This is a genomic window from Achromobacter sp. JUb104, assembly GCF_024806975.1.
GTDB lineage: Bacteria > Pseudomonadota > Gammaproteobacteria > Burkholderiales > Burkholderiaceae_B > Achromobacter > Achromobacter spanius.
In genome coordinates, this window is the sequence record NZ_JANUEY010000004.1 from 70737 (window position 1) to 84371 (window position 13635).

A 13635-nucleotide genomic window follows, 5' to 3' on the forward strand; every position below is an offset into this window, starting at 1 on the left:
GTGGTTCGCGATAGCCGAAATTCTAACTGCACCCTGAGCAGGGCGCCAGCAAGAACGATAGGAATAGGCAATAACGGCATTGGTCCGTGTATTCGCTTGGAAGCGAGCGATCCCTATCATTCACTTAACGGCACACAAGCAATAACGCTTCATTTAAGGGCCGTAACCAGGCAGCGGCGGTTCCAGGGCTCACCGTGGGCGTCGCCGGCCAGATTCGAACCAACGATAGGAGTATGCAACATGGCACGCAATTCGAACGAATCCAAAGTCATTCTGATCACGGGCGCCAGCAGCGGTATTGGCGAGGGCGCCGCCCGCTTGCTCGCGGCACAGGGCCACCGGCTTGTCATTGGCGCGCGCCGCACCGACAGGCTTGCCGAACTGGCTCAATCGATTGAAGCGGCTGGCGGCGTTGTTCGCTATCGCGAACTTGACGTGACCTCGGCTGACGACACGGCGGCGTTTGCGCGCTTCGCGCTTGATGCGTTTGGCCGCATTGACGTGCTGGTCAACAACGCAGGCGTGATGCCGCTCTCGCCGCTTAACGCGCTGAAGGTCAACGAGTGGAATCGCATGATCGACGTGAATGTGCGGGGCGTGCTGCATGGCATCGCCGCCGTGCTGCCGACGATGGAAGCGCAAGGCCAGGGCCAGGTCATCAATATCTCTTCGATCGGCGGCCTGTCGGTGTCGCCCACGGCGGCGGTGTACTGCGCCACCAAGTTCGCGGTGCGCGCCATCTCCGACGGGCTGCGCCAGGAAACGGACAAGATCCGCGTCACGGTGATCTGCCCCGGTGTCGTGGAGTCCGAGCTTGCCGACACCATCTCCGACGACACCGCGCGCACGGCCATGCGGGAGTTCCGCCGCATCGCCATCACGCCGGATGCCATCGCTCGCGCCATTGCCTACGCGGTTGAGCAGCCCGCTGACGTCGACGTCAGCGAGATCGTGGTGCGGCCTACTGCCAGCCCGTTCTAAGCATCGATATCCAGAATCCGATTAAGCAAGGAGTTCATCATGACAGCTCGCAATACAACCACTGGCAGCTTCGCAGGCAAGGTCGCAATCGTTACCGGCGCCGCCAGCGGCATTGGCTTGGCCACCACGGAATTGCTCCATGCTGAAGGCGCGAATGTGATCGCCGTGGGGCGCGGCAGCAACGTGGAAGCCCTGGCCCGCCCTGGCATCGTTCCCGTCGTGGCCGATGTCGCCCGGGAGGAAAGCGCCGTGCGCGCGGTGTCCACCGCGATCGAGCAGTTCGGAAAGCTCGATCTCTTGGTCAACAACGCGGCGATCATCCTCAACAAGCCCTTGATGGAGATGTCGCTGGACGACTGGAACGGCGTCCAGGCCGTCAACGCCACGGGTGCGTTCCTGTTCTCGCGCGAAGCCATGCGCGTCATGGTGCCGGCCAAGACTGGCGCCATCGTCAACGTGGGTTCATACGCCTGCTATCAGGCTTTTCCGCAGATCGCAGCCTACGCGGCGTCGAAGGGCGCGCTTGCCCAGTTGACGCGGGCGCTCTCGCTGGAAGCCATCGAACACGGTATTCGCGTCAATGCCGTGGGGTCAGGCGACGTGATTACCAACATTACCAACCACATCCATACCGACGGCCAGGCCTTCCTTGCGGAACATGGCAAGAAGGCCCCCATTCGCCGCGCCGCCCAGCCGAAGGAAATCGCCGAGGTGATCGCTTTCCTTGCGTCTGAAAAGGCCAGCTTCATCGTCGGCGCCGTCGTCATGGCCGACGGCGGCATGAGCGTGGCATTGCCCTAACAAGAGACGCTACCCCTATCAAATCCATAGTGAATAAAGGAATTTTCATGAAACACGCATCCCCTGTCTGGTTCATCACCGGCGCGTCGAAAGGCGTCGGCCATCAACTCGTGACGCATCTGCTGAAGCAAGGCTGCCGCGTGGCCGCTACCTCCCGCGTCGCCACCGCGCTGACCGAGGCATTCGGCGCGACCTCGGACCGCTTCCTTCCGCTTGAGGTCGATCTGACCAGTGACCGCAGCGTGCAAGCGGCCATCGACAAGACCGTGCAAACCTTCGGCGCGATCGACGTCGTGGTGAACAATGCCGGCTACGCCCAGCAAGGGGCGGTCGAGGCCTTGTCGGACGACGAGCTGCGCCGCAATTTCGAGGTGAATTTCTTTGCGCCGATGGCGGTGCTGCGCCATGCGCTGCCGCAGCTTCGTCGCCAGCGCAGCGGACACATCATCAATATTTCGTCCATCGTCGGCTACCAGGGAGGCTACGCGGGTTGGGGCAGCTACGTCGCCAGCAAGTTCGCGCTGTCCGGGCTGACGGAAGCGCTGGCGGCGGAAGTGGCCGAGCTGGGTATCCGCGCCACCGTGGTGTACCCCGGCCCGGTGCGCACCGACTTCCTGAGCAGCGGCGCATTGGCGGTGGCCAAGCGGCAGATCGACGATTACGCGGAGGCCAAGGCGTCGCTGGACCTGCATCTGGATACGTTGCATGGCCAACAGGCTGGGGACCCTGACAAGCTTGCGCTGCTGATCATCCAGGCCGCGACGGTTGAATCGGCACCGCTGCATCTCTTCGCGGGCAAGATTGCGAACGAGCTCGCGGCGGCGAAGGCGAGCGCGGTCGCGAAGGATCTTGATGCGTGGAGAGGGTCGTCTGAGGCGACTGACTTCGCGGACGATAAGTCGATGATTTAAAAGCGTTTTGGATGGTTTTCCGGTTTTTCGTTCAAACCATCCAAAACCCAATGAAATCATATGCTTAGCGTTTATTCCCTAAGTGTGTCCTTTTTGCGGGATAACCTGAGTTTTTCCCCCGCCATCAGAACCTCCAAGTCGCCTTCACCGACCCGCCCGAACTCCGCGCTCGGTCGGATATCAGCCCGTCGTATTGCAACCGCAGATCGAAGCCGGCTTGGCTGGCCAGCTCCACGCCGACCGAGGCATGGCCGAACACGCGGCCTGTCTCCAGCGTGGTTCTGAAATCGCGGCTGCCGGCGGGCGCTGCCGCCAATTGCGCCTTGCTATCCCACTTGTCGGTGCTGGCGAGCGAGACGCCGACGTTGAGGAAAGGGCGCGCGGTGTAGCCGTGCTTCAGGTCGTATCGCCCACCCACTTCGACACCCGGGGTCAGCAGCGCCGTCACCTTGTCGGCGCTGCCGACGTCCAGGTTCAAGGCGCCCGCGCCGTGCTCGCTGTAGGCCGGCATGCGCGTGTAGATCAAGTCCAGATTGGTATAGGGCTTGATGTAGGCCTGGTCGCTTGCGTAGGTATACGAGGCGCGCAATTGCTGGCCGATCGACCAGACGTCCGAGCGGCTCTTGGCTTCTGCGCCGGTCAGGCCGATGCGGCGTTTGTTGTCATACGAACCGAAGCTGCCGTAGGTTGCACCCGAGAAGGTCCAGGGGCCGGTCTCGTACTTCAGCACGGCGCCCAGGTAGCCCGCGTCGCCCTTGGTCTGCACGCGGCTGTCGTCTGACCGTACCGTGCTGTTTTCGTATGCAGCCGAGAATCCCAACACCCAGTTCGGCGCGATGCGCTGCTGCCCGCCCAGTTGGTAGGACGTGGAACGAGCCCGCGTGGATGAGGTTCCGCGCCCTGAATCAAGATGGGTGGTCTTGTCGCTGGCGCGGCCCCACACGCAATTGCCTTCGGCGGTTTGCGCGGTGGCGCCATCGAACCAGGGGCAACTGAACAGCGTGTCTGCAAAGCCTTTCATGGCCCCCGTCGCCAGCGCGGCAGGCGCGGCCGACAAGCCGGGTGACAGATCGCTCAAGGCTGACGAATAACCTCCCGCGCCCGCGCCGGCGGCGTGATCGAGCTGGGCATACAACGCCCCCAGTTCCTCGTTGCTGCCCTGGTCCCAGATGCTTTGCAGATGGTTGCCGACCTCGCGCAGGTTGGCGCCCACGCCGTAGCTGTCCGACAGCGCCTTGAAGTTCGCCCCGCCCACGGACACCGCTGCCAAGCGGTCCGTATAGCGGGTGTTGAAGTCGAACAGCGACGATGCGCCGCCCACGCTCGCGCCGGCCGACAGGCTGCCTGCTTGCAGGAAGGTCAGCTCGCGGTTCGGCATCAGCGTGATGGCGTCGACTTTTACGTGCCCGCCCAGCGCCGCCGCGCCATCCACGGTGATCGTGTCGGCGCGCCTGCCGGAGAAGTCCGTGCTGACGTGCAAGATGCCGGCGCCGCGCTGCGTGTAGTCATCCGTCACGCGCATCGCATCGATGCGGGCCATTGAACCGATCAGCACGTTGCCGTCGTTCAAGACCGTGCCCTTGATGGTCTTCGCGTTCAGCAGCGTCCCCGTGTTGTTGACCACGCCGACGGTGTCGGCGTCCGGTGCGCTCAGGATCTGCGAGCCCGAGATGGTGCCGGCGTTGTTGACCGTGGTGGTGCCGAAACGGGTTTGCTGAACGGCAACCGTGGACAGGATCTCGCCTCCCTGGCCTACCGTGACCAGGTTTGAGTCGGCGCCGCCGTCGAGCCACAGCCCGATGCCGTTGGGATCCCCGGTGGTCGTTTGAAGCAAGCCGTCAATGGTCAGGGAAATCTGCGATGCCTGCGACGTATTGCCATCGCTCTGGGCGAATACCCCGACCGGATTGGCGCCGTACACGAACAGCCTGCCGTTGGAGCCCTGAGTGAACGTGATGCTGCCCGCCTTGCCGCCCCCGCCCGAGGAATGGTCGTACAGCGATCCGGCAAAGCTGCCCTGCGCGGTTCCGCCCAGTCCGCCGCCATCGGCAATGGACTGCATGACGATGCCCACGCTGTTGGCGCCCAGGGTCTGGATCAGCGCATTGCCTACGCCTAGCGTGATGTTGCCGCCGTTGGCCAGGTTCGCGGCGGTGTTGGCCGCGCCTCCGCCCTGCCATCCCAGTTGCAGCGGCAATCCGGGGTCGCCCGCGATGCCGCCGCCGCCGCCGATGGATTGCAGCACGATGCCGTGCGACGCGGTCCCCTGGGTGCGGATGTCGTAGTACGGGTCTGCCGCTCCCCGGTCCAAGGCGGAATGCAGGCCCACGGTGATGGTCCCGCCGGAGGCGTCGTAGGCATTCTGCTGCTGCGAGGTGTCGATCGTCGCGCTGCTGATGTTCGCTGCCTGGCCCGCGTAAGCGATGCCGCCGCCGCCGCCGATGGATTGTGCGACGAAGCCGTAGGCGCCGTGCCCGCTTGTGTTCGCCAGCACCACGGAGTCCACATTGATGGCGCCGCCACCGCTATCTGCTCCCGCGCCGCCGCCGCCCAGGTTCAGCACGAACGACTCGCCCACCAGCGATGCGCTGTTGCTGGCATTCGCACTGGCGGCGCCGCCGCCACCGCCGATCGATTGCAGGACCACCGCATGGGAGCCCGTGCCATACGTGGCCGCCCCGAACAGGCTGCCGGGGGTGTTCATGTTGATGGTGCCGCCCTTGCCGCCGGCGCCTCCCTTGCCACCCACGCCGATCAGCAAGGACGGCGTGTCAGCCGTTTTATAGGTGACGTCGGCCGAGCCATCGGCAGCCTGGCCACCGCCGCCGCCGATGGATTGCGCCAGCAGGCCATAGGCCACATTGCCGTAGGTCGTCAGTTGCGCCGCGTTCGCCTCGCTGCTGGTGGCACTGGCCTGGCCCTGCATGTTCAAGGTGAGATCGCCGCCGTCGCCACCGACCCCGCCCTGACCGCCCACGGAAATCGTCAGGTCCAGATCACCCTTGGCGCCCTTGGCGGTCGACGTGCCGCCCACCCCGCCACCGCCGCCAATGGATTGCACCACCATGCCGTCGGCAAGATCCCCCTGGGTGGTCGTCAGGCCGGCGTAGTTGACGGTGACTGCGTCGCCACTGCCGCCGCCGCCCCCTTTGCCCCCCACGGCGACCGACAGCGAATACGAACCAAGGTTGTTGTCGCCTGATGGGTCACTGCCTGGATCACTGCCTGGGTCACTGCCGGGATTGCTGCCCGGGTCATCGGGATCGCTGGGGGCGTCCGGATATGACGAGGGCCCGGCCGACGCGTCCGAGCCGGCTGAACCGCCCAAGCCGCCGCCACCGCCGATGGATTGCAGCAGGACGCCGTCGGCGTCATTGCCCGACGTGTTGATGGTGCCGGCATGGGTCAGCAGCACGGTGCCACCGTTGCCGCCCGCGCCGCCATCCTCACCCACCGACACACTGACCGATGCCGAGAAACTGGTGGTGGCTGCCGCGTCGTCGCCGCCTCCGGAAGAGAAAGGCGCGCCGAGGTCCACGGTGGTGCCTTGCGAAGCGCCGCCCCCGCCGCCCACCGACTGCAGCAGGACGCCGCGCGAGCCTGACCCGAAGGTTGCCAGAACGGCGCCCTGGGCCAGCGAGGCCTGCAAGGGTCCGCCCGCGCCGCCCGCACTGCCTTTGCCGCCCACGCCGACATTCACGGTGTAGGACTTTCCTTTGGCCAGGCCGCCGGTGCCGCTGCTACCCACGCCGGCGTTGCCGCCGCCCCCGCCGATGGCTTGCCCCATCAGCGCGTTGGAGAAATCGCCATAGGTTGCGATCTGGGCCTGGTCGTTCAGTTGCAGGTTGACCAGCGCGGCGTCTCCGCTGACGCCGCCGCTGCCCCCCACGGCCACATCCACATTGACGGCGATGCTGGCGTCGGGAATCGTGAACGTGCGGCTCATGGCTTTCGAGTCGCCGCCGTTGCCGCCGCCGCCGCCGATGGATTGCGCCAGCACGCCGTGCGAGCCTTGGCCGTTGGTGCGCACCAGGCTATTGCCGGAGAGCGTCACGTCCACTTCCTTGCCATCGCCCCCGCTGCCGCCCGAGGCCCCAACCGCCACCGCCGAGCCGATCGCGAATACCGTGTCTTCGTCCAGCGGCACGGGCAGGGCGACACTGCGCGCCACGGCGCTGCCGCCGGTGCCGCCGCCGCCGCCAATCGACTGGGCAAGTATTCCGTAGGAATCGGTTTGCGCGACCGCCTGGCCTGCTGTCGTCGGGGCTGCCTGGCCCGCCACCAGGCCGCCCGTATTGATCTGTGTATCAGCCAGCGTCACGGCCACCTTGGCGCCGTCGCCGCCGAGGCCGCCACTGCCGCCTACCGCCACGGCCAGGCTGAATCCCAGATTCAGTCCCGCCGACTGGGCGGTGCCGCCGCTGCCGCCACCGCCGCCGATCGCCTGGGCAACGATGCCCGAGGCGGCGGCGCCATTGCTTTGCAGGCTTGCGCCCGACGTCTGGACCGTCACCGTGCCCGCCGTACCGCCCGCACCCGCGGATCCGCCGATCGACAGGGAAACCGGATCCACCAGGGCCACGTTGGTGGCCGAGCCGCCGCTGCCGCCGCCGCCGCCAATCGACTGCGCCAGCACCGCGGTGGCGCCATCGCCCAAGGTCGTTACCGTACCGTTGTTGTCGACGAATAACTGCACCGTGCCGCCGTTGCCGCCGGCGCCGCCGCTTCCGCCGATGGCGGGCGTCGCCACCGCCGTGGTGAGCACGAACGCATCGCCGCCATTGCCACCCCCGCCACCGATCGACTGCGCGACCGCGCCGTAAGCGTACTTGCCCGAAGTCTGTTGGGTGCCGTTGGCCGACACGGTCACCGTCCCGCCGTTTCCGCCAGAGCCGGCAGAGCCGCCGATGGACAGCAGACCCGCCGCCGATGCTGCGCTACCCCCACCGCCGCCGATCGACTGCCCAAGCAGGCCGATGGCCGCATCGCCTTGGGTGATCACGCTTCCGGTGTTGGTCAGGGTGACGGTGCCGCCGCCATTGTTCTGCGAGTCGGACACCGATCCGCCGATGGCGAACAGGCCGGTGGCGGATCCCGCCGCGCCACCTCCGCCACCGATCGATTGGCCCAGCATGCCGGTGGACCCGTATCCGTTGGTGCTGACGGCGCCCGCGTTGTCGATCGTCACCGTGCCGCCCGCGCCGCCGGCCCCGCCGGCTCCGCCCAGCGCCAGGATCAGCCCCTCGCCGACGCCGCCAGTGCCGCCGCTGCCGCCGATCGACTGCGCCAGCAGGCCGTAGGCGTGTTGGCCCGTCGTGGTGATCGCGCCCGAGGTGGAAATCGTCGCATCCGTGCCGGACCCGCCGTTGCCACCGTTGCCTCCCGCCCCGGCCAGGCCGACGGTGAAGTCGGTGCCGGTTCCACCGCCGCCGCCAATGGACTGCGTGACGATGCCGGCGGCGAAGTCGCCCACGGTCGTCACGGACGAGTAATTCAGGGTGGTGGCGAACGCGGTGCCCGCGTCCTGGCCGATGCCACCCAGCGTGGTGCCGGCGCCGCCGAAACCTCCCACGCTTTGCGCCAGCAGGCCGTAGCCATACGCGCCATTGGTCAGTACCGACGAAGCCTGGCCCTGCGGGCTGCCGGAATAATCCAGCGAGATCGACACATTGCCGGCCTTGCCGCCGTTGCCGCCATAGGTGCTGTCGTGCGTGTTGTCGCCAGACCCGCCGTTGGCGCCGCGCGAAAAGGCGATCACGCCCGCCACGTTGTCGCCGGTGGAGCGGACCGCCGTATTGTTCAGTTGGATGGTGACCGACCCCGCGTTGCCGCCCGCGCCTCCACCGGCGCCATGCGACGCCTGCACGCCGCCCAGTCCGCCCCGGGAAATGCCCAATATCCCCGCGCTGGTGCCGCTGGGGGCCTGCACACTGTCGACCACCACGGTCGTCGGCCCCGTGTTGGCGGCGCCCTGGATGGGCCCCACGTTGATCTGCACCGCGCCGGCATTGCCGCCGTTGCCGCCGGCATCGTTGGTGTAGTCGCTGCCGCCTCCCTGGCCGCCAATGCTGCGGGCAAGAATGCCGACCACGCCGTCGGAGGTGGTTTCGGTGGACGGGTTCTGCCAATAAACGCCGACGTTGCCCAGGTTGTTCACGGTGACGTTGCTTGCGTCGCCGCCTTCACCGGCGGTCGAATCCGTTTCCTGGCCTTTCGCGTACATGCCGCCCGAGCCGCCGAAGCTTTCAGCCGCCACCCCCCAAGCCCTGACGCTGCCCGTCACGCGCGTAATGCCGGAGCCAATGGTGACGGCCGCATTGTTGTTCAGCGTGACGACCCCCGCCGTGCCGCCGTTGCCGCCGTAGTGGTCGATGGCGTGCGAATGGGCCGCCCCGCCGTTGCCGCCCGCGGCCTCGGCATACACACCCATCACGCCGGCCGCAAAGTTGCCGCCCGCGCCTTGGAACATCGACACCGTGGCGTTGTTGGTCAACGTGACCGGGCTGCTGTAGCCGCCCGCGCCACCGTCATCGTCGTGGTCCGGCGTATAGCCGACCCCACCGCGACTGGCGGCGCGCACGCCGATACCCATCTGGCCTGCGGTGCCGGCCAAGGTAAGGGATACGCTGCCGTTGTTGGTCAAGGTAACGGAATGGCCCGCGCCGCCGTTGAAGCTGTCATCGGTGCCGGTCTGCCCCTGGCTGATGATCTGCACGCCCGTTGCCGCGGACCCGGTGGTCAGCAGCAGGGGGGCGCTGTTGGTGATGCTCAGGTCATACATGCCATCGGTCAGCAGCACCGGCGAATTCAGTGTCTGGCTGCCGCTATTGCCGCAGACCAGGCTCCCTTGAACCACGCAGTTCAGGTTTTGCTGCTGGGCGTGGGCAACCGACAGCGTTGAACACCAGGCCATCAGAAGCAGTTTGCTGACGTGGTTCAGCCTCAAACCGACAAGGCCCCGCACTGGGCTTGGCGTGCCCTTGCGTTGACGACGGGAAACACGCTGGGGCAACTTGGAAGGGTTCTGCATCGATACACTCATGAGGCACACGGCGCGTCATGGTCGTGCCGGGGCCTCGGGGCGTCTATCGGTTCTGCGCCGCCGGATATCGGAAAAGCACGTTTTTATCGCGCCGCCAGGGATGCTCCGGTAGTATTCGGCTACCTCAGCCTGTGTGAAGTCAGATGCTTGCTTCTTTATTTGAACAAGTGCCGTTCGAGCAAAACCGGCTTGTGGACACGAACGACATCGACGACGCGCGGCAGCAGATAGGCCAGATCCTTAACTCCTATCGGCTGCGGATCAACCACGGACGGATTCTTCACAGCAGGCTGGACGTGCTTGCATGCGGGCGCATGTCGTTGCTCAAGATGCGGCATGGCTTCGGGGCGGACCTCAGCATTGATCCCGATTGCCACTGCCTGGACGGCTATTACCTTCTGGTGCTGCCCACGCAGGGGCAGGCGGTGTTCCACTTTGATGGGCAACGCATCGAGGTCTCGCCCAACCAGGCGTTTCTCATCAGCCCCGACAGGCGATTTCACTTTCAGACCGGCCCTGATTACGAACAGGTGCTGCTGCGCCTGGACCGCCCCGCTATTGACGACGCCTGGCAACGCCTGACGGGCCACGAAGAGGCGCCCGATGTCGGCTTCGATGCGGTCATTCCGCTATACACGGCGGCGTGGCAGGCGCTGCTGCCCATGCTGCAATGGGTGGTGCGCTGCTCGGGCCTGAATCAGGAACAAAACATCGCCCAGGCCGCGTTGCTGGCGCAAACCGAGATGCTTGTGGCGACCACGCTGTTGTTGCACCAGCCGCACAGCATGGCGGGGCAATTGTGGCCGGCGCCACCGCCCACCGCGCCCAAGAGCCTGCGGCGCGCGCAAGCCTACATGCTTGAGCATCTGGGCGACCGGTTGCCGGTGGCCATGGTTGCCAGCCATTGCGGCCTGTCGGTCAGACGGCTGCAAGCCTTGTTCCAGGATGAATGCGGGCAATCGCCTTTGCAATGGTTGCGCGAACAGCGCCTGCGGGCCGTGCGGCAAGCGTTGACGCAGCCCGATAATCCGGACACGGTCAGCGCCATTGCGACACGTTTCGGCTTCACCCACCTGGGCGAGTTCTCACAAGCGTACCGCCGGGCCTTCGGCGAAACCCCAAAGAGAACGCGCCGCACGCCGGGCTGACGGCGTTGCCATTCTTATCGCGCCGCCTGCGCACGCAACCACTCCGCCACCGTCTGAACCGGCGCCGAACTCGGCCGGTCGGCATACGTCGCCAGGTGATAAGTGTGCCCGTCGATCTCGGGCCCGAATGGCTGCACCAAATGGCCGGCTTCCAACTCGTCGGCAATCAACGCCAGGCTGACCAGCGCAATCCCATGCCCGGCCACGGCCGCTTGTATCGCATGCCCCTCATCTGAAAAGCGCAACTGGCTTGCTTGTTGCGGCTGCGGCAATTGCGCGACGGCGAACCAGCGTTCCCAAGTGGGGTTTTCAGGATGCGCCTGCTTCCAGTCGAAACGGATCAAGGGCACGCGCGCCAGATCCGCCGGCGAGGTGACGCCCAGGCGGGGATTCGCCACGGGAGCGAAGCGGTCGGTGAACAAGGGTTGCGTGACCAAGCCGGGATACGGCCCTCGGCCGTAGCGGATGGCGATGTCGACCGCCGTGGATCGCAAGTCGGCAAGCTCGTCGCTGGCTTGCAGCTGCAAGTCGATGCCGGGATGCTGGCCGCGGAAATCGCTCATGCGCGGCACCAACCACTTCACGGTGAACGCATTGGTGGCGGAGATGCTGACTTGAATCCGTGCGCGCTGTTGGGTCAATCGGGCGAGCGTGGCCTCGAACGCATCGAAGCCGTCACGCAGCACCGGGAACAACTGCGCGCCCGCTTCGGTCAGCGCCACCTTGCGCACCTGGCGGTCGAACAGCGCCAGCCCGGTCTGCGCCTCCAGGGCGCGAATCTGATGGCTGACAGCGGTTGGCGTTACCGCCAGTTCAGTGGCGGCGGCCTTGAAGCTGCCCAGGCGGGCGGCGGCTTCGAAGGCGCGTAGAGCGGACAGCGGAAGGGTGCGGCGGTGCATGGCGGTGGGCTTATAGATGAATTTATCTCTTCTTATAGCTGACAAATGAACCTTTGTCAGGGGGGCGGCGTATTCCTACAGTAGAGGCATGGATCAGTCATACATGGCTGTTCTTCCCACCATCTACAAATGAGGAAATTCGCATCATGCTGAAACGTGTCACCACCCAACCCGACAACTACGCGCCCTTCCTGCTGTCGCAGGGCATCCAGTTTGGCAATCTGCTTTTCATCTCGGGGCAAGCGGGCGCCGCCGATGACGGCAAGATTGTTGAAGGCGGCTTCATGGCGCAAGGCGAGCAGGCATTCTCCAACCTGCGGCGTGCGTTGGAAGCCGGTGGCTCCAGCCTGGACGACGTCATCAAGGTCACCATCTTCGTGACCGACATGGGGCACTTCAAGGACGTCGTGGCCTTGCGCCGTCGCTTCTTCTCGGCCCCCTATCCGGCCGACACCATCGCCGAGATCAAGGCCTTGTACGACCCCGCCGCCATGATCGAGATCGAAGCCATTGCGGCCGTGCGCCAGCAAGAGGGCGACTGACATGAACACGCCTGTCGATCGTTCCGTCAGCAACACGCCGACCGCGCACGCCGGGCTGTTCACGCCGCTGCGGATAGGCACGGCGCTGAGCCTGCCCAATCGTCTTGCCGTTGCGCCCATGACGCGCGTCAGCGCCACGGCAGACGGCCACGCCACGGAGTTGATGGCCGATTATTACGAGGCCTTCGCGGCCGGCGGCTTTGGCCTGGTGATTACCGAGGGCATCTATACGGACAAGGCCTATGCACAGGGCTATCTTTTTCAGCCGGGGCTGGCCGACGACGCGCAGCGCGATGCGTGGCGCGCCGTGGTGGACCGTGTGCACGGCCAAGGCGGCCGCATCGTGGCGCAGTTGATGCATGCGGGGGCGCTGTCGCAGGGCAACCCCTATCGCGATACGACCAAGGGTCCTTCGGCGGTGTTGCCGAAGGGGCAGCAGATGGCGTTCTATCGTGGCGAAGGGCCGTATCGCATGCCCGAAGCGATGTCCGCCGATGACATCGCCGAGGCCATCGACGGGTTTGCGCAAGCGGCGCGCCGCGCGCAAGAAGTGGGGTTCGACGGCGTGGAGATCCACGGCGCCAACGGCTATCTGCTGGACCAGTTTCTGACGGCCCACACCAATCTGCGCGATGACGGTTACGGCGGCAGCCTGGACAAGCGGTTGCGCTTGACGGTGGATGTCATCCAGGCGGTTCGGCAGGCCACGTCGGCGCCATTCGTGGTGGGCGTGCGTACTTCGCAAGGCAAGGTGAACGACTTCACGCACAAGTGGGAAGGCGGCGAGGCCGATGCGGCGCACATCTTCCGCACGCTAGGTGCGCAGCCCATCGACTACCTGCATACGACGGAATTCGAGGCCTGGCGGCCTGCTTTTGGCGAGCATGGTGGAAGCCTGGCGGCGCTGGCGCGCAAGCAGGCTTCCGTGCCGGTGTTGGCGAACGGTTCCTTGCATGACGCCACGCGGGCCGAAGAAATGCTCGCCCGGCAAGAGGCGGACTTCGTGTCGCTGGGGCGGGGGGCGCTGACGCATGCCGATTGGCCCGCTAGGCTGCGCGCGGGTGTGGCGCACGAGGCATTTGATCGGGGTCTGTTGGCGCCGATTGCTGACCTGGCCAATGCGATTCGTCATCGTGCGCAGCATCAGCCTTGTATGGCGGACGTGGTGGCGGGTTAGACGCCGCGCCTTCAGTGCTGCTGCCCAGCTTTTCCGCCTGGGTCACCGGGGCAACCATGGTGGACGTGGGCTGTGCTGCCGGGCTCAAGGGCAGCGGCAGCATCGGCGGCACGCCCACCACGAAGCGATAAGGT

8 protein-coding genes are annotated in these 13635 nt (G+C 65.9%); 6 read left to right on the top strand and 2 right to left on the bottom strand.

What is annotated here, in order from left to right; all coding sequences use genetic code 11:
- Positions 1-240 precede the first annotated feature (240 nt).
- From M2361_RS26240 to M2361_RS26250, 3 genes are read left to right on the top strand one after another with little or no spacing between them, the layout of a single operon-like run.
- Positions 241-981: an SDR family oxidoreductase gene (locus M2361_RS26240; RefSeq protein WP_259252726.1), complete on the top strand. Its 741-nt coding sequence runs from the start codon at positions 241-243 to the stop codon at positions 979-981.
- A 39-nt stretch (positions 982-1020) separates the two neighbouring features.
- Positions 1021-1782 carry an SDR family NAD(P)-dependent oxidoreductase gene (locus tag M2361_RS26245; protein WP_259252727.1) on the top strand — a complete coding sequence of 254 codons (762 nt, stop codon included), beginning with the start codon at positions 1021-1023 and terminating at the stop codon, positions 1780-1782.
- Positions 1783-1829: 47 nt separating this feature from the next.
- Positions 1830-2693, top strand: coding sequence for an SDR family oxidoreductase (locus M2361_RS26250; RefSeq protein ID WP_259252728.1), 864 nt, complete (start codon positions 1830-1832; stop codon positions 2691-2693).
- Between the two features lie 124 nt (positions 2694-2817).
- Here M2361_RS26250 and M2361_RS26255 read toward each other — a convergent pair whose 3' ends face one another.
- Positions 2818-9606, bottom strand: a complete 6789-nt coding sequence (locus M2361_RS26255; protein WP_259252729.1) for an autotransporter outer membrane beta-barrel domain-containing protein — start codon at positions 9604-9606, stop codon at positions 2818-2820.
- A gap of 272 nt (positions 9607-9878) precedes the next feature.
- Here M2361_RS26255 and M2361_RS26260 point away from each other — a divergent pair, with 272 nt between their 5' ends.
- A complete protein-coding gene (locus tag M2361_RS26260) occupies positions 9879-10883 on the top strand; it encodes a helix-turn-helix domain-containing protein (protein WP_259252730.1) in 1005 nt (334 codons plus the stop codon).
- A gap of 14 nt (positions 10884-10897) precedes the next feature.
- On the opposite strand, the gene M2361_RS26265 is transcribed toward M2361_RS26260, so the two are convergent.
- Complete coding sequence (locus M2361_RS26265; RefSeq protein WP_259252731.1) at positions 10898-11782, bottom strand: LysR substrate-binding domain-containing protein; 885 nt, start codon at positions 11780-11782, stop codon at positions 10898-10900.
- A gap of 146 nt (positions 11783-11928) precedes the next feature.
- Between M2361_RS26265 and M2361_RS26270 the strand changes: the two genes are divergently transcribed.
- Both M2361_RS26270 and M2361_RS26275 read left to right on the top strand, forming a co-directional pair.
- A complete protein-coding gene (locus tag M2361_RS26270; RefSeq protein WP_259252732.1) occupies positions 11929-12324 on the top strand; it encodes a RidA family protein in 396 nt (131 codons plus the stop codon).
- Between the two features lies 1 nt (position 12325).
- A complete protein-coding gene (locus tag M2361_RS26275) occupies positions 12326-13501 on the top strand; it encodes an NADH:flavin oxidoreductase (protein ID WP_259252733.1) in 1176 nt (391 codons plus the stop codon).
- The last annotated feature ends 134 nt before the right edge of the window (positions 13502-13635 follow it).